At 68.0% G+C, this 20,463-nt stretch carries 19 protein-coding genes and 2 pseudogenes; 12 read left to right on the forward strand and 9 right to left on the reverse strand.

Annotated features, from left to right (window positions below; all coding sequences use genetic code 11):
• Positions 1-180: 180 nt before the first annotated feature.
• From LDL48_RS39450 to LDL48_RS39460, 3 genes are all read left to right on the forward strand, one after another.
• Entirely contained in the window at positions 181-1,578 is a 1,398-nt protein-coding gene (locus LDL48_RS39450; RefSeq protein WP_225260297.1) for a dihydrolipoyl dehydrogenase family protein, read from the forward strand.
• Between the two features lie 137 nt (positions 1,579-1,715).
• Complete coding sequence (locus tag LDL48_RS39455; protein WP_225260298.1) at positions 1,716-2,291, forward strand: NADPH-dependent F420 reductase; 576 nt, start codon at positions 1,716-1,718, stop codon at positions 2,289-2,291.
• A 691-nt stretch (positions 2,292-2,982) separates the two neighbouring features.
• Positions 2,983-3,426 carry a hypothetical protein gene (locus LDL48_RS39460; protein WP_225260299.1) on the forward strand — a complete coding sequence of 148 codons (444 nt, stop codon included), beginning with the start codon at positions 2,983-2,985 and terminating at the stop codon, positions 3,424-3,426.
• 511 nt (positions 3,427-3,937) lie between these two features.
• On the opposite strand, the gene LDL48_RS45420 is transcribed toward LDL48_RS39460, so the two are convergent.
• On the reverse strand, positions 3,938-4,396 hold the full coding sequence (locus tag LDL48_RS45420) for a phosphoketolase family protein (protein ID WP_308016547.1): 459 nt from the start codon (positions 4,394-4,396) through the stop codon (positions 3,938-3,940).
• A complete protein-coding gene (locus LDL48_RS45425; protein WP_255630208.1) occupies positions 4,344-4,727 on the reverse strand; it encodes a phosphoketolase family protein in 384 nt (127 codons plus the stop codon). Before LDL48_RS45425 ends, LDL48_RS45420 begins: the two co-directional genes overlap by 53 nt.
• Before the next feature lie 206 nt (positions 4,728-4,933).
• Between LDL48_RS45425 and LDL48_RS39470 the strand changes: the two genes are divergently transcribed.
• The 5 genes and pseudogenes from LDL48_RS39470 (at position 4,934) to LDL48_RS39490 (ending at position 8,932) form a co-directional block, all read left to right on the forward strand.
• Positions 4,934-5,686 (forward strand): glucuronate isomerase, encoded by a 753-nt coding sequence (locus tag LDL48_RS39470; RefSeq protein WP_225260300.1) that lies wholly within the window; start codon positions 4,934-4,936, stop codon positions 5,684-5,686.
• Between the two features lie 53 nt (positions 5,687-5,739).
• Positions 5,740-6,180 (forward strand): annotated as a pseudogene (locus tag LDL48_RS45295) (mannitol dehydrogenase family protein); the annotation flags it as partial.
• Between the two features lie 70 nt (positions 6,181-6,250).
• Positions 6,251-7,066, forward strand: coding sequence for a mannitol dehydrogenase family protein (locus LDL48_RS39480; RefSeq protein ID WP_225260301.1), 816 nt, complete (start codon positions 6,251-6,253; stop codon positions 7,064-7,066).
• The gene (locus LDL48_RS39485) at positions 7,063-8,520 is read left to right on the forward strand and encodes a glycoside-pentoside-hexuronide (GPH):cation symporter (RefSeq protein WP_225260302.1); all 1,458 of its coding nucleotides are present in this window, start codon (positions 7,063-7,065) and stop codon (positions 8,518-8,520) included. The genes LDL48_RS39480 and LDL48_RS39485 overlap by 4 nt, the downstream gene beginning before the upstream one ends.
• A gap of 226 nt (positions 8,521-8,746) precedes the next feature.
• Positions 8,747-8,932, forward strand: a complete 186-nt coding sequence (locus LDL48_RS39490) for a PspC domain-containing protein (protein ID WP_225260303.1) — start codon at positions 8,747-8,749, stop codon at positions 8,930-8,932.
• A 141-nt stretch (positions 8,933-9,073) separates the two neighbouring features.
• Here LDL48_RS39490 and LDL48_RS39495 read toward each other — a convergent pair.
• Both LDL48_RS39495 and LDL48_RS39500 read right to left on the reverse strand, forming a co-directional pair.
• Positions 9,074-11,250: pseudogene (locus tag LDL48_RS39495) on the reverse strand (beta-glucosidase family protein).
• 120 nt (positions 11,251-11,370) lie between these two features.
• On the reverse strand, positions 11,371-12,324 hold the full coding sequence (locus LDL48_RS39500; protein WP_225260304.1) for an SMP-30/gluconolactonase/LRE family protein: 954 nt from the start codon (positions 12,322-12,324) through the stop codon (positions 11,371-11,373).
• Between the two features lie 12 nt (positions 12,325-12,336).
• On the opposite strand from LDL48_RS39500, the gene LDL48_RS39505 reads away from it, so the two are divergent.
• On the forward strand, positions 12,337-13,755 hold the full coding sequence (locus LDL48_RS39505; RefSeq protein ID WP_225260325.1) for a glucose-6-phosphate dehydrogenase: 1,419 nt from the start codon (positions 12,337-12,339) through the stop codon (positions 13,753-13,755).
• Between the two features lie 116 nt (positions 13,756-13,871).
• On the opposite strand, the gene LDL48_RS39510 is transcribed toward LDL48_RS39505, so the two are convergent.
• The 3 genes from LDL48_RS39510 to LDL48_RS44055 all read right to left on the reverse strand — a co-directional run bounded on the left by LDL48_RS39510 (position 13,872) and on the right by LDL48_RS44055 (position 15,122).
• On the reverse strand, positions 13,872-14,135 hold the full coding sequence (locus LDL48_RS39510) for a phospholipase D-like domain-containing protein (protein WP_225260305.1): 264 nt from the start codon (positions 14,133-14,135) through the stop codon (positions 13,872-13,874).
• Positions 14,136-14,319: 184 nt separating this feature from the next.
• Positions 14,320-14,787, reverse strand: coding sequence for an SDR family NAD(P)-dependent oxidoreductase (locus tag LDL48_RS44050; protein ID WP_255630216.1), 468 nt, complete (start codon positions 14,785-14,787; stop codon positions 14,320-14,322).
• Positions 14,736-15,122: an SDR family NAD(P)-dependent oxidoreductase gene (locus tag LDL48_RS44055; RefSeq protein WP_255630248.1), complete on the reverse strand. Its 387-nt coding sequence runs from the start codon at positions 15,120-15,122 to the stop codon at positions 14,736-14,738. Before LDL48_RS44055 ends, LDL48_RS44050 begins: the two co-directional genes overlap by 52 nt.
• A gap of 231 nt (positions 15,123-15,353) precedes the next feature.
• On the opposite strand from LDL48_RS44055, the gene LDL48_RS39520 reads away from it, so the two are divergent.
• Together LDL48_RS39520 and LDL48_RS39525 are read left to right on the forward strand one after the other, a co-directional pair.
• The gene (locus tag LDL48_RS39520) at positions 15,354-16,658 is read left to right on the forward strand and encodes a cytochrome P450 (protein WP_225260306.1); all 1,305 of its coding nucleotides are present in this window, start codon (positions 15,354-15,356) and stop codon (positions 16,656-16,658) included.
• Between the two features lie 162 nt (positions 16,659-16,820).
• Positions 16,821-17,150, forward strand: a complete 330-nt coding sequence (locus tag LDL48_RS39525; protein WP_308016549.1) for a glycoside hydrolase family 2 TIM barrel-domain containing protein — start codon at positions 16,821-16,823, stop codon at positions 17,148-17,150.
• Positions 17,151-17,299: 149 nt separating this feature from the next.
• On the opposite strand, the gene gap is transcribed toward LDL48_RS39525, so the two are convergent.
• Both gap and LDL48_RS39535 read right to left on the reverse strand, forming a co-directional pair.
• Positions 17,300-18,301 carry a type I glyceraldehyde-3-phosphate dehydrogenase gene (gap, locus tag LDL48_RS39530; RefSeq protein WP_225260307.1) on the reverse strand — a complete coding sequence of 334 codons (1,002 nt, stop codon included), beginning with the start codon at positions 18,299-18,301 and terminating at the stop codon, positions 17,300-17,302.
• A gap of 125 nt (positions 18,302-18,426) precedes the next feature.
• Positions 18,427-18,630, reverse strand: a complete 204-nt coding sequence (locus LDL48_RS39535) for a hypothetical protein (RefSeq protein WP_225260308.1) — start codon at positions 18,628-18,630, stop codon at positions 18,427-18,429.
• 843 nt (positions 18,631-19,473) lie between these two features.
• Between LDL48_RS39535 and LDL48_RS39540 the strand changes: the two genes are divergently transcribed.
• Positions 19,474-20,346, forward strand: a complete 873-nt coding sequence (locus LDL48_RS39540; RefSeq protein ID WP_225260309.1) for a universal stress protein — start codon at positions 19,474-19,476, stop codon at positions 20,344-20,346.
• The last annotated feature ends 117 nt before the right edge of the window (positions 20,347-20,463 follow it).

The following is a 20,463-nucleotide window of genomic DNA, read 5'->3' on the forward strand; positions in this document are numbered from 1 at the left end:
CTCCGGACAGCAGCTCGTTTTCGATGATCAACAAACCACACCGTGATGGTGGTTCCTGAGCTGCACTGGCGAACCGGTGCGTGCGACGCAGTCCACAGAGACGGTGCAATCAACGTTGCCGTGGCCCCGGCGACCGGCAGGAGACGGGAGAGCCTGATGGACGATCGGAACGTCGAGGACGTGGACCTGCTGGTGGTCGGCGGCGGCAAAGCCGGAAAGTCGCTGGCGATGGACCGCGCCAAGGCGGGTTGGAACGTGGTCATGGTCGAGCGGGACAAGATCGGCGGGACTTGCATCAACGTCGCGTGCATCCCCACGAAGGCTCTCGTCGGCTCCGCCCGCGCCATGACCGCCGCCCATCGCGCCGCCGAGATGGGCGTCGACATCGGCGGCGAACCCTCGATCGCTCTGGATCGGCTGCGCCGGCACAAGGAATCCGTCGTCGACGGCATGGTGGCCGCGCACAAGAAGCTGTTCGCCGACTCCGGCATGGACTTCGTGCTGGGCACCGCCCGGTTCATCGCCGAGCGCACGGTGGAAATCCGGACCAGCAGCGGCGACACCCGCATGGTGCGCGGCCGCGACGTCGTCATCAACACCGGGACCACACCGTCGCAGCCACAGCTCGACGGCATCGCCCAAGCACAGATATGGAACTCCGAGACCGTCCTGCGCCTGGAGCGCCTCCCCGAGACCATGCTCGTTCTCGGCGGCGGTTACATCGGCTGCGAGTTCGCGTCCATGTTCGCAACGTTCGGCACCCGGGTGACCCTGTTGCAGGGTCCTGGGCAGCTGTTGGCCCGCGAAGACCCGGACGTCGCCGAGCAGGTAGCGGACATCCTGACCGGCCAGGGCGTCGACGTACGACTCGGGGTACGCGCGACGGCGGTGCGCCGGGAGCCCGGGCACGGGGACGTCGTCGTCACCTTTCGCGACGGGCTCGAGGTCCGTGGTCAGGAGCTGCTGGTGGCCACCGGCCGAACCCCGGTCACGGCCGACCTCGGGCTCAAGGCGGCCGGCGTGGCGGTCACCGATCAGGGTTTCGTCGCCGTGGACGACCACCTGCGCACCACCGCCGAGCAGGTGTGGGCCGCCGGTGACGTCGCCGGCAGTCCGCAGTTCACCCACGCCTCCTGGCACGACTTCCGCATCCTCCGGGCCAACCTCACCGGCGGCGATGCCGTCACCACCGGCAGGCTCGTGCCCTACACCGTCTTCCTCACCCCCGAGCTCGCCCGCGTAGGGCTGACCGAAGCCGAAGCGCGCGCCCAGGGCCGCCGGGTGAGGGTCGCCAGGATTCCAGTAGCGGCCATCCCTCGCGCCAAGACGCTGCATGACACGGTCGGGACGTGGAAGGCGGTGGTCGACGCGGACACCGATCAGATCCTCGGCGCCGCCCTGCTGGGGCACAGCTCCGGCGAGGTCGTTTCCACCATCCAGGTCGCCATGCTCGGGGGCTTGCGCTATCACCAGGTGCGCGACGCCATCCTCACGCATCCGACCATGTCCGAAGGACTCAACCTGCTGTTCGACACGCTGGACCACCCGGTGCGACAACCGCCGTCGGCGACATCCTGAGCGGCCTGATGTGGACGCGCTGCGCAGCAATCGGCGCACCACTCCACGCAATCCCACAACCATTTGCGTACGCAACTATGGTGGAGTAAATAGTTGTCAGTGCAACTAATCTTGACCAGAGCAACTCGGAGGTAGTCATGGCACACGTGAGCATCATCGGCAACGGCAACATGGGCAAAGCCATCTCCGGCATCGTGACCGCCGGCGGCAACAGTGTCGAGGTGTTCGGCCAGGCCGACACCAACCGGCCGGTCACCGGCGACATAGTCGTGCTGGCCGTCCCCTACCCGGCGGTGGCCACCGTGATCGCCCAGCGCGCCGACCAACTCACCGGCAAAGTCGTCGTGGACATCACCAACCCGCTGAACTTCGAGACGTTCGACTCCCTGACCGTCCCGGCCGACGGCTCAGCCGCGTCGGAGATCGCCGCCGCGCTGCCCGAGTCACGCGTGGTGAAGGCCTTCAACACCACCTTCGCGGCCACCCTGGCCTCCGGGCGGGTCGGCGAACTGCCCACGACCGTGCTCATCGCCGGCGACAACACCGACGCCAAGACACTGCTGGCAGGGATGATCGCAGCCGGCGGCGTGCGCGCCATCGACGCCGGCGCGCTGCGTCGGGCCCGTGAACTCGAAGCGATCGGTTTCCTCCAGCTGACCCTCGCCGCCCGCGAGAAAGTCTCCTGGACCGGCGGCTTCGGCGTCGTTGCCTGACCGCCCGCGTGCGGACCGCGTTGCAGCGGCGCTAGATCGCCTTTGTCGAACCGTTCGGTCTGCCTGCGCGAGTAACCGCGACGGCGCGACCGGCTCGCTGCCTCGGGTCGGCGAGGCGGTGAACGGCTTCTCGATGAAGGCGATGTCCCCGTCGAGGGCCTGGGTAGTGCCGTGCTGAAGCAGGACAATCAGAGCACTGGGTCAGGGGCCGGCGCTCGTGTGGAGGTTGGGCCAGGCGCCGTCCGGACATCTCCGACATGATGACATGGTCAGCTGGGTGTAGCAGCCGTGCTGGTCGGTCCAGCGCATCGCCGATTCCCACGAGAAGCCAGGCGCGGCCGAGTCGACCGAGCCCGGCGAAGGAGGCGACGTTTCGGCGCCTCGGGCGCGATCTAGGCTCGCTCCGCTGCGGCGGCGTTTGCGGCAGGCGTCATTAACGCGCCACCAGGTGCCTCGGGGTCAAACGTAACGAAGCCTCCGGAAGCGGGCGACATCCTGCTGTTCGAGCCCGCCAATCCACTGACTTCTCGGAGCCACGTATACGTGCCATCAGCCCTCCCCGGAGCCCACCCGATGGCAGGTCACGCTTTGCGCCGATCACGCCCTGTGCGGGTACTGTAAGCGGGTCACCGCCCTGGACCCCGGCGCCCTTCCGTCACGCCAGAGGTAAGCCATGCAAGCTTTTCAGGTAGTGACCTCCCCCGACATCGTCGACGTCCTGCGTCATGAGCACGAACACATCCGACAGCTGTACACCGACGTACAGCGGGCCGGACACGATCGGAAGAAGCACCTGCTCGCCGACCTTCGACAAGCTGTCCATCTGTACCAGCTCGGCAAGCTCGCCGTCGTTCACCCAGCTGCTCGCAACAGCGGCCCGGACGGCGACATGATCGCCCTCGCTTGTGAGGCTGAGGGCGAAGACCTTGAACGGTCGCTCAGCGAACTCAGTCGGCTCGGGGTCCAGCACCCTCACTTCGATGCGAGGTTCGCGGCTTTGTCCGGCGATCTACTCGACCACGCCGCGCATCAGGAAAGAGACGAGCTTCCCCTGCTGCGCCGCTACGTTCCCATGCAGCGGTTGCACATGATGGCGAGCGCGATACAGGACGTACGGATCATGGCCCTCGACTGAGACGCAGTGCCGACCACCGTAGGGATATTCGATTATCGGCGAGAGTCATGCCGCGCCGCAACAGTCTCGATGCTGCGAAAGCGCAGACCTTTTCCCAATCGAGGGATGTCCGCTTCACGCACCGCTTATCCGCATGCGACAGTGGCCGCAGGCATCGTTGCGACAGCCCGGCAGGCCGATGGGTTAGCTTCGGCCAAATCCGGATCGCTACCTAGCGCGGCTCTCGCGCTGTGGAGGGCAGACCAACGTGCTGGCCGGAGTGCTCGCCTCGATCGAGCGCTCCGGCTACCACTATCTCTACATCAGGGTTAAGAATCCGCCATCACTCGGTCGTGGATGGATGGCGACCGTTTAACTCAAACAGAGGAGCGCCTCGTCTGCCGGGCGGACTCGATTATCCGCGAGCAAGCTCAGCCAGAGGTCCACCGTGAACACCGCCGTACTCAACGCAGGAAGTTGGTCGGGTCCGCCGCGGTGACGTCGCGCAGCCAGCCGCCGAGCACCCGGGTGGCTAAGTGTTGTCGCGCAGCGGGATGCCGCCGTTGGTCGCCGGGTTGGCGCTCATCCGCCGGTCCCCGGTCGGCGCGGCGTCCCGAATTGCGGCGACCGGGCGGCCGTCGTCGTCGAACAGTTCCTCGGGACGGTACGAGCGCAGCCACTGCTCCAGGACTGCCGGTGCGCCTCGTCGGATCGGGCTGCGGGCAGCGGCACCTGATGAGCCCGGAATGTACCCTCGACCTGCCGCCCGTCCATGATGGGCGGACAGGTCCAGCCCTCTCGGGGTGCGCAGCACGACCATCGGCCACGCCGGCCGGCGGCCGTCGCCGCCGTCCCGCGCGGCCTGCTGGATCCCGGCGATCCGCTCCATACTGTCGTCGAGGACTGCCGCAAACCGCTGGTGCACCGCGGCCGGATCGTCACCGGCGACGATCCGCGGCGCGGAGCTGTCTCCGCGCATTAGCTGCAGCAAGTCCTCCTCGGGGATACGGGCGAGAATGGCCGGGCTGGCGACCTTGTATTCGTTCTACGCCAGGATCGGCAGCACCGCGCCGTCGCGGGCCGGATTGAGGCACTTGTTGCATGCCAGCTGCCCGCCAGGGGGCCGGCTCCGCCTCGCCGTCGCCGTCGCCGTCGCCAATGACACAGAAGACGGTCAGTGCCGGGTTGTCCAGCGCGGCGCCGTACGCGTGCAGCAGCGAGTAACCCAGCTCGCCGCCTTCGTGGAACGACCCCGGAATCTCCGGCGCACAGTGACTGGGCACGCCACCCGGTGCGGAGAACTGCGCGAAGAGCGCCTTCATCCCGCCGGCGTCCCGGGAGATGTGGCTGTAGAGCTCCGAGTAGGTGCCTCCAGCCAGGCGCAGGCATTCGGGCCCGGTCCGCCGTGACCGGGGCCCGCCACGAACACCGCGTCCAGTTCGCGGGCGACGATCTGCCGGTTGGCGTGGACCCACACACCAGGTCCAGTCCGGGCACCGTGCCGAAGTGCCCGAGCAGCCGGGCCTTGATGCGCACGGGCGACTACGCCGGCTACGTCGGGGCCTTGGAGCAGCGGCGCCGGTACTTCGTCGCACACGGCGCGGTCTCGGCGGACCACAGCCACGCCGACGTACGGACCGATCCGCTTGAGCCGGCCGAGGCTGCGCGGATCTATCGGGCGGCTTTGACCGGCAACGCCGGGCCGGCGGAAGCGACCGCATTCCGGCGGCACATGCTGCTGGAGATGGCGCGCATGTCGTGCGACGACGGACTGGTCATGACGCTGCCCCCAGGAGTGCGGCGCAACCACCATGCTGCGACGGCCGAACGGTACGGTGCCGACGTCGGCGCCGATATCCCGATTCGCGTCGAGTTCACCGAAGCGCTGCGGCCGCTGCTGCGACGCTTCGGCACTCGCCCAGGCTTTCACCTGGTCGTCTTCACGGTCGACGAGACGGTGTGGTCGCGCGAACTCGCGCCGCTGTCCGGGTTCTATCCGTCGGTGTACGTCGGCGTCCCGTGGTGGTTCCTCGACGCCCCGGACGCCGTCGGACGGTTCCGGGCCGCCGTGACGGAGACCGCGGGGTTCTCGCGGACGTCCGGCTTCGTCGACGACACCCGCGCCTTCTGTTCCATTCCGGCCCGGCACGACATGGCTCGTCGTGTCGACGCGGGCTTCCTGGCGCGTCTGGTCGCCGAACACCGGATCGGTGAGCCGGAGGCGGCCGATATCGCCGTGAACCTGGTGAGCGGCCAACCTCGGAAGGTGTTCAAGCTGTGAGTCTGCTGTCGCGAAGTAGTGGTCGGGGGCGGGCGGCGGCGCCTGTACGGCTCGTGCACCTCGGCCTCGGCAACTTTTTCCGAGCCCACCAGTGCTGGTACACCGACCACGCCCCCGACGCCGCGGACTGGGGCTACGCCGCGTTCTCCGGGCGCAGCGCTGACCTGCCGGCGCAACTGGCCGCCCAGGACGGGCTGTACACGTTGGTCACCCGAGCCGGCGCCGGCGACACGTTCGAGGTGATCAGCAGCCTGTCCAAGGCCCACGCCGGAGCCGACCACGAGGCCTGGCTCGGGTACTTCAGCTCACCGCAGCTGAGCGTCGTGACGATCACGGTCACCGAAGCCGGGTACGTGCGCGGCCCGAACGGTGGCCTGGACGCCGCCCACCGCGACGTGCAGGCCGACCTCGCCGCACTGCGCGGCGATCCCACCGCGGTCGTGCGGACCGCACCCGTCCGTCTGGTGGCCGGGCTCATGGCCCGCCGCTCGGCCGATGCCGGCCCTATTGCACTCGTGCCGTGCGACAACGTACCCGGCAACGGCGCGATCGCCGAACGGGGTCGTGCACGACATCGCCGAGCTGCTCGACCCGAGCCTGCTCGGCTGGCTGGACACCTCGCTGACGGTGGTGACGACCGCCGTGGACAGGATCACGCCGCGGCCCGCTGCGGACGAAGCCCGGCACGTCCGCGACGCAACCGGACTCGACGACCGGTGCCCGGTTGCCACCGAGCTGTTCCAGGAGTGGGTACTCAGCGGCGACTTCCCCGCCGGGCGGCCGGCCTGGCAGGACGCCGGCGCGACCTTCACCGACGACGTGACCCCGTTCGAGCACCGCAAGCTGTGGCTGCTCAACGGCGGCCACTCCCTGCTCGCCTACGCCGGCTCCATCCGCGGACACGTCAGCGTGGCACAGGCCGTAGCCGACGACACCTGCCAGCAGTGGCTGCAGCAATGGTGGTCGACGGCGTCCCGGCACCTGAACCAACCGGAAGACGAACTCGCCGCGTACCAGGAAGCGCTGCTCGAGCGGTTCGCGAACCCGCGGATGCACCACCAGCTCGCCCAGATCGGCACGGACGGCTCCCAGAAACTGCCGATCCGCATCCTGCCGGTGCTGCACGCGGAACGCGCCCAGCAACGGACACCCGCGGGCGCCACGCTGGTGCTGGCCGCCTGGATCTGCTGCCTGCGTGGTCACGGAGCCCCCGTTGCGGACGTCCACGCGCAGACCATGGTGTCTGCGGCCGCCGGCCCACTCCCGGACGCGGTCCGCCGGGTGCTGTCTGAGCTGGATCCGACGCTCGGCGGAGACGACGAAATATCCGACGTGGTGCGGCACCAGTGCCAGCAACTCGTGCACGAGGCCGGAGCATGACCGCCGGCGCGGCCCCGCCTCGGACGGCGGGTGAGACCCAGAGGTCGGAACCGGCGCGGTTGCGCCTCGGCCAGTACCTGGGGTACGCCGCCGGTGATGTCGCGAACAACCTGACGTTCTCGCTCGCCTCGGCGTTCCTGCTCATCTACTACACCGACGTGGCGGGCATCGCGGCGGCGACCGCCGGCACCCTGTTCCTTGTCGTCCGGGTCTTCGGCGGAGTCACCGATCTGGTGGCCGGCCGGGTAACCGACGCCACATCATCGCGGTGGGGACGGTTCCGCCCGTACATCCTGTTCGGCTCGATCCCGCTGCTGCTGCTCAACGTCGCCCTGTTCAGCATCCCGAACGACCTGAATCAGGACACCAAAGTGGTGTGGGCGTACATGTCGTACGCCCTGTTCAGCCTCGCCTACAGCTTCGTCAACATCCCGTACGGTTCCCTGTCGGCCACGATGACGCAGCTGCCCGACGAACGCTCCAAGCTCTCCACCGCCCGCATGTTCGCCTCCAGCCTCACCATCCTGCTCATCGCCGTCATCGTCTCCCCGCAAATCCAGAATGCGGAGAACCTGCAGACGTCCTTGACCGCCATCACCATGGCGTTCGGCGTCGCCGGGTTCGCCCTCTATCTGTGGACCTTCTTCACCTCGAGAGAGGTGGTGCAGCGCCCCGCCGGGAAGGTGAGCCTGGGCCAGACGCTCACCATGATGCGCCACAATCGCCCGCTGGTGGTCTTGTGCGCCTCCACCGCGCTGTGCCTGGCCGGCATGTTCTCGCTGCAGACCGTGGGCGTGTACTACGCCCGCGACGTCCTGAACGACGCGAGCCTGTACATCGCACTGACCGTCGCGCAGAACGTCGGCATGATCGTGTCCGCGCTCGCCTTACCGAAGCTCATCGACGCGGTGGGCAAGAAGAGCGGCTTCCTGACCGGTGGCGTCATCGCCGCCGCCGGCGGCGTCGGGCTCGCCTTCGCACCCGGATCGCAGGCCTGGCTCGGCATCGCCGCCTTCGCCGTACTGGGCATCGGGCTAGGCATCACCAACACGCTGATCTTCGCCTTCCAGGCCGACACCGTCGACTACGGCGAGTGGCGCAGCGGCGTACACGCCGAGGGCAGCAGCTACGCCGTGCTGTCCTTCACCCGCAAGACCGGCCAGGGCATCGGCGGCGCTCTCGGCGCCTACACCATCGGCATCGGCGGCTACATCTCCGGCGGCGCCACCCAGACCGAGGCGGCCGTCACCTCGATTCGGATCGCCGCCGGCGTGGTCCCGGCCGCTCTCGCCATCGGCGCAGTCCTCGTCATGCTCGCCTACCCGCTCACCGAGCGCGCCTTCCGCGACATGGTGGCCGAGACAGCGCAGCGCCGCGCCAGCACACCTCTGCCCGCTGATGACACGCTCGGCCCGGCGGGGTCCACTTCGGATCGGCACGGCGGAACCGGCTGACGCAGCCGCCGTCTCGGCTCACCGCGCCGACCGCTACTTCCCGACAGCGCCGCGGCCCGCCAGGGCTGCCGGCAAGAGCTGACCGCCCGCGATCGGTGTCCTCGACGGTTGATCCGGTGCCAACCGGCGCCTCTCGCGACGCCGATGCCGAGACTCGACGCCGGCCGGTGACCCACCGACCGGCGCCACCAGTGTGTCGGCGTGACGAAAGGGGTATGGGAAAGGGATGCAGAAGAAACTAGTACGACCCCGTCAGGGGACGGTGATCGTGGGTGTGTGTGCGGCCATCGCTGACCGCTTCGGCCTGTCCCGCGCACTGGTCCGATTCGCCTTCGTGCTGTTCGGCCTGTTCGGCGTAGGGGAGCTCGTGTACATCGTGCTGTGGGTCCTCGTCCCACGCGGGGACCGCTGACCGGCTGGAGACCGGAATGCGGGTGGAGCAGGTAACGAGACCGTGGCACCCTGCTGGCATCCGAGCCGCCGCATGCGACTCGGGAGCCGCAGGCGCGTTGGCGGCGAGTTGGTCCGGCCCGGTATGAATCGCCCGGAAGACCTACCAGACGGTGATCGTCGCGGTGTGCGGAGTGCTGTCGGCGGAGGTGCCCACGTGGACGGTGTACTCGCCGGGCTTGGTGACGAAGGCTCGTGTGCTGTAGTCCCACGCGCTGAACGGATGGTGGGTCGCCGCTGCGTCGATGGTGATCGTCACCAGCTGCGACTCCCCGGCTCCAGGAACGTCTTTCGGAACCCGACCAATCGCTTCGGAGGCTGTCCCGGCACCGGCACGCCCAGGTACACCTGCAGCACCTCGCCGCCGGCAACCGGACCGGTATTGGCCACCCTCGCCGTCACGGTCACCGGTGCACGGGCACCGTCCGGGGCGTCCACCGACACATCGGTGATGCCGAACGTGGTGTAGGACAGACCGAATCCGAATCCGAATCCGAACAGCGGCTCGATCCCTTGCGCCTGGAACCAGCGATAGCCGATCTCCAGACCCTCGGAATAGCGCATCACCGGGTATCCGTCGCCCTCATCCGTACCCGGATACCGTTCCGGCCGGCCCGCGTACAGCGTGTCGTCCTCCGAACGGGGATAGGACGTAGGTACTTTGCCCGACGGGTTCACCACCCCGAACAGCAAGTCCGCGACGACGTGCCCGTCCTCAGCGCCCTGATTCCACACCTCCAGCACCGCGCGGGCCTTGTCGATCCACGGCATCAGCACCGGGTTGCTGTCCTTGAGCACCACGACGGTGGCCGGGTTGACGCTCAGCAGCTCATCCAGCATCCGGTTCTGGTCGTTGAGCATGTTGGCGTCCGGCTGATCGGCGCCCTCCGTCGCCACCAGCCCGGCCATCAGCACCACCACGTCGGCCTGCGTGGCTGCCTTCCTGGCCGCGTCCAGGTTGGACAGATCGTCCTCGACGGTCACCTTCGTCACCGACGCGGCGGAGTCGAGGTCACGCAGCACGTCCTGCATGCCGTCCAGCGGTCGCACGGTGTACAGCGGGGTCACCTTGGACGATCCGCCTCCCCCGAGGCAGGCTTCGTCGACGAACGCGGACTGGCCGATGATGGCGACGGAGCCGGTGTCATGGTTCAGCGGCAGCAGCCCGTCGTCGTTCTTGAGCAGGACGGCGATCTGCGAGCCGATGGCCCGGGCGACAGCGCCGTGGGCCGGCGCGTCGATCTCGCCGGGATCGTAGGGCCGGTCGAACTGTCCGAATCGGAACATTTGCGTGTAGCGGCGCACCAGGGCACGGTTGACCGTCTTGATCTCGAGGCTGGCGTCCTGCAGAGCTGCTCGGACGTTCGCCTCGTTGAGCCACTTGGCGTCCGGCATTTCGTGGTCCATCCCGGCGTTCAGCGACGGAGCAGCGGAGCGGCACGACCAGAAGTCGGACTGGATGTAGCCCTCAAACCCCCATTCAGTACGCAGGATGTCGGTCAAGGTGTGCCGGTACTCGGTGGCGTACACGCCGCGAATCCGGTTGTAGGCGCTCATGAAGGCGGCGATCTTCGCGTCCTTGACCAGCATCTCGAACGGCAGCAGATAGAGCTCGCGCAGGACGTGCTCGTCCACCTCGACACTGACCCGGAATCGTTCGTACTCCTGGTCGTTGACCACGTAGTGCTTGCCCATGGCGATCACGTTGTGCGCTTGGATGGCCTTGGCCACCGCAACCGCCATCACTCCGGACAGGTACGGGTCCTCGGAGAAGTACTCGAAGTTGCGCCCGGCGATGGTGGTGCGGTGCAGGCACACTCCCGGGCCCTCGAGCACGTGCTGGCCCAGGGTGGCGGTCTCCGAGCCGATGATGTCGCCGTAGGCGTGCGCCAGATCGAGGTCGAACCCGGCGGCGAGGCCGATCGTCATCGGTAACGACGTGGCCGGCGGGCTGGGGGTGCCGTCGCCCATGCCGACACCGACCGGGCCGTTGGTGACCCGGAACCGGGGGATGCCGAGTTCATCGATCGCCGGCACGTGCCGCTCGACGCGGATCTGGGCGGCGAGCTGGTCCATGTCCGCCCCCGACTCGGCGAGCTGTGCGCTGAGCGCATAGATGTCGATGGTCTCCATGGCGCCGTGCAACTGGGCGATCTTCTGCCCCAGCGTCATCGCCTCCACGAGCTTTTCGGCCCGCTCGCGGGGTGTCAGGGACGTATCGCGCCAGGCGGCTGTGCTCTCGGACAAGGTGGTGCCCCTCCAACGGCGTGACGCGGACATCGACGGAAAAACTCGACCTCCTACCGGGGCGGCATCAGATCCATCCTCATCCTGCGCCTCGCCGAACCGACGGCAAGCGGAGCGCAAGCGTACGCCGCAGATCTTCCCCGTACGGTGCCGTCAGCCGGCGAAGAGCCGGACCGGAATGCCGGCGACCCCGACGTCGGCCTTGAAGAGGGAGCCTGCGAGCGGGTCATCGCGGGTGTCGACGTTCTCCTGCGAGGTGGTGATGAACAGCTGGTCGAGGTGCTCACCGCCGAAGGTGCAGGCCGTCACTTTACTCGCCGGCACCGACAGCCGTTCCTCCAGCCCGCCGTCGGGGCTGTAACGGTAGACGGCGCCACCGTTGGACACCGCAGTCCACACGCCGCCCTCGGCGTCGACGGTCAACCCGTCCGGGCGGCCGCCGTCGGGCAACTCGGCGAATGTGCGCCGGTTGCTCAGTCCTTCCGCACTGTCATAGTCGAACACCGAGACGCTGAGGGTGGCGGTGTCGTTGTAGTAGGCCCGTGACCCGTCGGGACTCCACTCCAGCCCGTTGGACACCGTGACGTGGTCCAGCACCACCTTCACCGAACCGTCCGGGTCGAGCCGGTAGAGGGAGGCCGCGCCGGCCGACTGGTCGTAGGCCATCGACCCGCAGTAGAAGCGGCCGTCCGGGTCGCAGCCGCCCTCGTTCATCCGCAGGCCGGGGTCAGTCCACAACTCCGGCAACGCCGTCACCGTGCCGTCGGGATCCTCCATCGCGAAGCCGCGGGCCACACCGATCACCGCTCCACCGCCTCGGCGTGGCCGGATGGACGCGGCAACCGCACCGACGCGGCGACGTTCGACGGAGCCATCCGCGCCCAGGGTGATCACATCCCCGGCCAACATGTCCACGAACCGCAGACCACCCCAGCCGGGATACCACACCGGACCCTCGCCGTGATACACCACGGGACCAGTCACCTGCTCCACGTCCATCCCGAGCCTCCTGCCTTCGCATGATTGCCGCCGTGACAGCTGTCTGAGTACCCCGGCGATCGTCTTCCTCCCGCATTCCCTTGACGCACTGGCCGGGATAGCTGCCACAGTAGGCGGGTGATCACACGTCCAGAACCGTCGACCGCTGCCGACAGCGCTGACGCCGGTACGGGTACCCCGCCCACGCTGGTGGTGCTCGGCGCTGCCGGTGACCTCACGACCCGCCTGCTGCTGCCCGGGCTGGCCGGACTGGTGAGCCGCCGGAGCATGAAGCTGCAGTTGTTCGGCAGCGACCGTGTCGACTGGGACGACGACCAGTGGCGAAGCCGAGTTCGGCGCGCGTTCGCCGGCGAGGCGGAGCACACGCCGGCGGCCGACACGATCGTCAGGACCGCAAGCTACGTGAAGGCCGACGTCACGGCTACGGAGGATCTTGACCACCTACTCCAGAAGTGCGGGTCGGGTCCGCTGATCCTGTACTTCGCGTTGCCCCCCGCGGTCGCGGAACAGGCCTGCCAGGCGCTGACCCGCAGCCCCCTGCCCGCGGCCACGCGGCTGGTGATCGAGAAACCGTTCGGCAGCGATCCGGCAAGCGCCGAGAGGCTCAACCAGATCCTGACGCGGCTGGTGCCGGAGGACCAGATCTACCGTGTCGACCACTACCTCGGCCTGTCCACCGTACTGAATATCTTCGGGCTGCGCTTCACCAACCGGATGCTCGAATCGGTCCTGGATTCCACCCACGTAGCCAGCGTTGACATCCTGCTCGACGAGAGCCTTGCCCTCGAGGGCCGGGCCGGCTACTACGACCAGGCCGGCGCCCTGGTCGACATGCTGCAGAGCCACGCCCTGCACGTGTTGTCCCTCCTGGCGATGGAGCCACCGGCCAGCCTCACCGCCCGCGATGTACGCGACAGTGCGGCGGCGGTGCTTCGGGCGACAAGGGTGTGGGGAAACGATCCGGTCGGCAGCAGTCGACGGGCCCGCTACACCGCCGGGACGGTTGGTGACCGGGTGGTGTCCTCGTACGTCGACGAGGAAGGCGTCGACCCGGCCCGGGGCACCGAGACCTTCGCCGAAGTGGTGATGGAGGTGAACACCTGGCGCTGGGCCGGCGTACCGTTCCGCCTGCGCACGGGAAAGGCCATCCGGAACCTCAATAAGCGGGTGATCGTGACGTTCAAGGAACCCAGGTGGGTCCCTGAGGGCCTACTCGGCTACGAGCGGCCCGACCGGATACACATCGGGCTCGACCCCGAGGTGTTGCGGGTTGACTTCAACATCAACGGCGTCGGCGACCCACGCGTGGTCGATCGGGTCGGCATGGGAGTAGATCTCGACCCCGGGGACCTACCGCCTTACGGACAGGTACTCGCCGGGGTGCTAGCCGGCGACCCGACGCTGTCGGTGCGCGGCGACCAAGCCGTGCAAACCTGGCAGATCATCGAACCGGTGTTACGGGCCTGGCGCGACAACGCCGTGCCGCTGCAGGACTACGAGGCCGGCAGCGACGGCCCGGCCCCACTGAGAGTCGCCTGACACCAGGAAATTGCAGCCGGTTCGCTCGGAAGCCGGCCGCCAGGGCGGCCCTGCCACTACCAGCACGGTTTCCTGGAGGCAACCCCGGCTGGAATTCTGGGTCGGCGCCAGGCGCGTCAGGGGGCAGCCACTCGGGGCGGAAGGCGCCGAGCGCGAGGTCGAGGTTCTCCATGGAGGCTCGCAGCGCCGGGTCGCTGATCGGATTGCGCAGGTGCCCCGGCCCAGAGCTGGACGCGCAGGTCACGCACCGCGACGCCGTCGGTCACCACGGCGACGGTCAACTCCGTGTCGACACCGGCCATGGATCGGCTGAAGAAGTCCGCCGAGCCGACGTTGACGAACACGTCATCGACGAGCATCGGTTTGGCGAGCACTGTCACGCTGGGGTAACTCCCGATACCCCTGATCGGTTTCACACCCTCCCAACTGATCTTGCCGGTCGGACGGGCGCGGGCGGGCGGGCGGGAACGCCCCGACCACCCGCAGCGTGCGGCTGAACTGGCCCCCACACAGCGCACCGAGATGAGGCGAAGAAGGCTGTCTGGCCACCACCGCTGGATTGCCTCAGCTCGCTGACCGCCGCGCTTCAGCATCTCCGCGTTGCGCAGCGCTCGCCATGACGCGTCCCAACATCCGTTGGGTCAACCGGACCGGCATCCGAGCGAGCACGCGTGCGGCAAGCCCGGGAATCACGACGGCGCGTCCAGATTCGAGACCGCGCAACGCTCGCGAGACGCAGTCGGACACCGGCATCGCCCCGGTCGTCGGCAATCCTCTCCTGGCGGCGAGTTCGGTAGCCGTCGCGCCCGGCGCCAGAAGGAGCAGGGACAGGCCCCGCGCGGTGAATTCGGCATGGAGACCGCGGCCCAGGGTGTTGACGTACGCCTTGGCCGCCGCATGCGCCGCGAGCCAGGGGATACCGTGCTCGGCGCCGGGCGAGCCGACCAAGATCACTCCGCCGCGGCCGCGTTCCGCCAGCCTCACTCCGAAGCGGTGGGCGAGCACCAAGTGGCTGTAGGCGTTGAGATGCATCGACTCCCTACGTAGGAAAGATCGCGATCCAGGAACTGTCCCGGGGTCAGATCTCCGGCGTTGGACACCAGAAGACCCACGTCGAGGTCAGACGTCGCCTCGGCCAAGCGGTGTGGCTCTGCGGGATCAGCCAGGTCGGAGGCGATGGACCTGCACTGCACCCGGTACTGCCGCTCGAGCTCCCCACCCAGCACCGTAAGAAGTTCGGTCCGGCGAGCGACAAGAACCAGATTCAGACCGTTCGCCGCCAACTGCCGGGCGAACTCGCGGCCTATGCCGGCCGTGGCGCCGGTCACGACGGCCCACGGTCCGAACCGGTCGGCTGAGATTGACATGTAGTCCACGGGCTCTCCTCCGGTCGCGCACCTGAGGCGATCTCCGATGCTGCCACCGCATGTGACGGGACGAGAGGCGCGTAGGTTCACCGTTGAGCCCGGCCTGCACCCGATACTGCGTGGGGCTGACCGGTGTTCGTTGCGGAAGGCGGCTGATGCTGACGGCCCGGCGGCCAGCATGAGCTCAGGGCGCGGCAACGGTCAGGAAACGCAACTAACGTGCAGAGTTCGGTGTCCATCAAGGACGCCATTGCCACGGCAGTCGGATCGGGCAAACCCCGGGCGGTAGCTTCCCTTACCCCCGAGCATGGAGAGATCACTGTGTCATCAATTCTCGAGAGCCCGGAGATCCACCGCCTGCTGCACGACTTGACCACCATGGTGGGGCGGGAGGATCCATACGCCTGGTACGGGAAGCTGCGCTCTGCCGCGCCGATCGTGCGAGCCGAGGATGGCGCCCTGGTCGTCAGCCGGTACGCCGATTGTCACGCAGTGATGCGCGATCCCCGGATCGGCCATGCCTCACCGGATCAGCTGGCGTACCTGGGCTTCCCAAACTGGAGCGACCACCCCTCGCTGCGCCTGCTGTTGAACACCATGACCACGATGAACCCGCCGGATCACACCCGGCTGCGCCGATTGGTCAGTGGCGCCTTCACTCCCCGGCGTGTGCAGGAACTCCGGCCGGCCATCGTCGCCATTGTCGACGACCTGTTGGATCGGATGTCGGGCGACCTCGACTTCATCGACGCATTCGCCTTCCCGCTGCCGGTCACCGTCATCGGCGAGCTGCTCGGCATCCCGTTGGCGGACCGCCCGCAGTTTCAAAGCCTCATTCACGACCTCACGCAGGTTGCGGAAGTGCTCACCGCTGAGGCGTTGGCCACCGCCGATCCGGCCGCGGTCACGATCCGTGATTACCTGACCGGGCTGGTGGAAGAGCGGCGGACAAAGCCCGGCACCGACTTGATCAGTGCTCTGGTAGCCACCGGCGACGATGGCGACAAGCTCACCGAAGACGAGTTGGTCGGCATGGCAACGCTGCTCCTTTTCGCTGGATTCGAAACCACGACGAACCTTCTCGGCAACGCGCTTGCGGCGCTCTTCGAGCACCCCGACGACCTGCGGCTCATGCGGGACCATCCCGAAGCCGCACCGGCCGCGGTGGAGGAGCTGCTGCGCTTCGACAGCCCGGTCCAAATCGTCTCCCGGGTGACCCTGCAGTCGACGCAGATCGACGGCATACCCGTAGCGGCCGGTGAGCGGCTGGTGGCCTACCTCGGCGCCGGCAATCGGGACCCGCAGCGTTTCGCCGATCCGGACCGGCTACTGCTGGACCGTTCCGACAACGCACCGCTGTCGTTCGGCGGTGGGATCCACTACTGCCTGGGCGCACCGCTGGCCCGGCTCGAGGCACAGGTCGCGCTGCCCGCGGTGCTGCACCGGTTCCCGCGTCTGGCACCGGCCGGTGCGGCGCAGCGACGTGACTCCCTTCGCATCCGCGGCTTCCTATCCTTGCCGGTCAACACGGGCTGACCGCCCTTGGAACGTCGTGCCTCGCTTTCCGTCCGGCGCCGGCGTTCTCAACCAGGCCGGGCCGATGGACACCTACAGTGACACCACGATCAATGGGCGCACCCGCGAAACCCACCTACAGGCGATCCGGGAACTCACCGCACGCGACAAGAACCACCCAGCGTGGTGATCTGGAGCATCGCCAACGAGCCGGACAGCGTCGCGCCCACCGCCCGGGAGTACCTCGAGCCGCTCGTCGAGGCAACCCGCCGGCTGGACCCCACCCTGCCGGTCACCTTCGCCAACTTCGTGACGGCCACACCCGAGCGTGACGTCATCTCCAACCCGTTCGACGTGCGCCTGCTCAACCGCTACTACGGCTGGTACACGCACACCGGCGATCTCGTCGCGGCCGAGCGAGTTCTCGAGGCCGAACTACGCGCGTGGGCGCAACGCGGCAATCCGATCGTGATGGGCGAGTACTGCGCCGACCACGCGATCACGCTCTGGTAGAGCAGGTGCGGGCGTCCGTTCCAGGACGGAGTGCGTCACGAAACACCGCTGGCATCCTGGCCTGCGTGCGGTCGGTCCCGCGCCCAGGGAATCAGGTCAATGCGGCGACGTTCGAGAAGACGACGGCGCGCTCGTCCGGTCGGCGAGCATTATGCGGCTATGCCGAGTGTCTGGCGGGCTTCGCGGATCATCTGGTGGGTGAAGCCCCATTCGTTGTCGTACCAGGCCATGACCTTGACCAGTGTGCCGTCCACGACGCGGGTGAGGTCCAGGTCAACGACGGCGGCGCGCGAATCGCCGACGATGTCGGCGGAGACCAGCGGATCCTGCGAGACACCGAGGATGCCGCGGTAGCGCTCTTGGGTGGCCTCTTGCCGGAACGCGTCGTTGACTTCCTCGGGGGTGGTCGGCCGGTTCGCGACGAACACGATGTCCGCAACTGATCCGACCGGGATCGGTGCGCGTACCGCGATGCCGTCGAACCTGTCGACCAGTTCGGGGACCGCGTGGGTGGTCGCCCGGGCCGCTCCGGTCGAGGTCGGCACGAGGTTGGCGGCACCGGCCCGGCCGCGCCGGAAGCTCTTGGCGGGGCCGTCAACGAGCTGTTGGCCGGCGGTGTAGGCGTGGATGGTCGTCATCACCGCCCGTTGGACACCGATGTGGCGGTGGGCGATTTCGATGACCGGGGTGATGCAGTTGGTGGTACAGCTGGCGCAGGAGATGATCTGTGGTGCGCCGTCGGGACGGTTCACGCCGTGCACCACGGTGGGCACCGCCTCCGACGATGTCGGTGCGGACAGGATCACGAAGGGGGCGCCGGCTTGCAGGTGCTTCTTCAGGTCGTCCTCGGATTTGAAGACGCCGGTGCATTCCAGTACCAGGTCGACGCCGAGGTCGGCCCACGGCAGGTTCGCCGGGTCACGTTCAGTGAACGTCGCGATCCGCCGGCCGTCGACGAACAGCGCCCCGTCCTCGGTGTTGACCCGGCGGTGGTAGCGGCCGTAGACGGTGTCGTACCTGAGTAGGTAGGCCAGGTTGTCGACGTCGACGACATCGTTTACCGCGACGAGGTTCAATCCGTCGGTGTCCAGCAGGATCTTCAACGCCGCGCGGCCGATGCGACCCAGCCCGTTGATCGCCACGTTCGGCATCTCAAACCACCTTCTTCTATGTTCGTTGGGTTTCTCGTCCGCGCGTAGCTGCCGGTGAGGAATGTCGGTCAGTCGCCGGCGGACGGCCGGGGCATGTGGTGCTCGTCTGGAACCCGAGGTGTCAGCTAGTCCATTCGGTCGCCGTGCTCCGCATGCAGGTCGGTCAAGTACTTGTCGGCGCAGCGACGCGCGCAGTAGCGGACAGAGATCAACGTGACAACGCCAAAAACCAGTCCTGTGCCGATCTTGTCGGCGTCCAGCAGTGCGACAGCGATCGTGATGAGGGCGATGGCGAGGGTGAGCGCGGGTAGCTGGTACTTGAGGCCCATCCGTTCCTCCATCCCTGCGGCAGCGACAGGCGATACTCAAGACCGCGTCTGCCGACGACGTGGGTACCGGCAATGACCTGTTCGGAAATTCCGTCGGCGGCCACGCCCGGTTCGATCTGGGCACCATGTTCGTTGCGACCTGCGTCGGCAGGGCAGGTGAGCGCCGCACCGAACCGGACTGGATTGGTTGCCGACGGGCGGCAATCCGCGCGGTGTCGCCTAGCCAGACAGCGCCGGATCGGCGCCTGAACCGGGGCGTCTTTCGTCACTGCGGTGGCGATGCTTGCTCATGACCGGCAATGCGGGGACGTCAACGTGTCCGTCGTCGGACCTGTGCTCACTGGGCAAACGGATCCACCATTGAGGACAGCGGCTGGGCGGTGGACCGGTACCAGAAACTGCGTGCCTTTGATCGCAGGGCCGGTTCGGCATAACCGAGGCGGGGCGAGAGTCCACCACGGGCACCAACCCGGACCTTCGGTGAATGGGCCGGCTACGGCAATGCCCGCCATACGGTCCTTGCCGGACGCGTCGAGCTGCGGCGCAGCCGCCAAACAGGCTGGCGGGCTATGCGAAGATGCCGCGCCCGCACCAGGAACGAAGCCGAAGCCTGAGGGTCTTCGACACACGTTCAGAGAGGGATCGTCATGCACCTCTATCTGCACCTCTATCTGCATCGCCTCGGGTCGCCGGGGCGAGCCACCCAGTCTCATGTCCCGCGACGGGCGGCGACGTCGGCAGGACCCGCACGCCGGCCACCGCCAAGGTCGGCCTGAACTTCGTGTTGCGCTCCCTGTGGCGCGGACGTTGGCTCGGCACCGGCGCAGTGATGGAGGTCTTTCGATGAGCAGGCACGTGGTAGTCGGCTTCGACGGTTCGGCGACAGCCCGGTCCGCGGTTCACTACGGCGCGCGGGAGGCCGTGCGGCGCGGCTGTGGCCTGCGCATCGTGCATGCCTTCGGCTGGCCGGTCATCGGACCGCCCTTCCACGCTCCGTACGATCAGCACGATCGAGGGCCGCGGGCGGCGATGCTGGATCTTTTGTCGCAGACGGCACAGCAGACCCGCGGCGATCACCCCTCCCTGTCGGTGACCACTCGCCTGATCGACGGTTCGCCCGGCGGGGTGCTGGTCGACGCCTCACGCGACGCTGAGCTTCTCGTCGTTGGTCATCGCGGCCTCGGCGGGTTCACCGGACTCTTGGCGGGCTCGGTGGCTGCCCAGGCCTCAGCACATGCGCGCTGCCCGGTCGTGGTTGTACGCGGCGACGCGCCCTGCGATGACGCGCCGATCGTGCTGGGCACCGATGGTTCGCCCGGGGCCAACCGGGCGGCAGAGAGCGCCTTCGCACAAGCGCAACTCCGCGACGTCGAGCTGATCCTGGCCCATCATCAGCCGGCGCGCAGAAGCTCCGCGGGTGCGATCGCGGCAGGCGACCCCGGGTTCTGGGTCACGGTGGGCGATTCTGCGGCAGGCGCGCTCGGCGTCGGCGCGCGCCATCCAGACGTCAAGTACCGCACCGAGGTCGTGTCAGGCGATTCCGTCGCCTCGGCGTTGATCGCCCTCGTCCGTCGCACGTCGGCCGGGTTGCTGGTCGTCGGCTCACGGGGACTCGGGGGATTCCGAGGGCTGGTGATGGGCTCGACGTCGCGGAACCTGATCGAGCACGCTCCGTGCCCGGTGATGGTGGTTCCCGCAATCCACGACGAGGGTTGACGGTGTGCTGCCATGCCGACGTGTCGGGCCCGGCCTGGGGACCCCTGTTCAGCGGCCGGGTATGACGTACGACTGACGGTTGCCGTGGTTCGGCATGTCCGACTTTCGCAGTTTGCT

Origin of the sequence: Jidongwangia harbinensis (genome assembly GCF_020216025.1) — a bacterium.
GTDB classification, from domain to species: Bacteria; Actinomycetota; Actinomycetes; order Mycobacteriales; family Micromonosporaceae; genus Actinoplanes; species Actinoplanes harbinensis.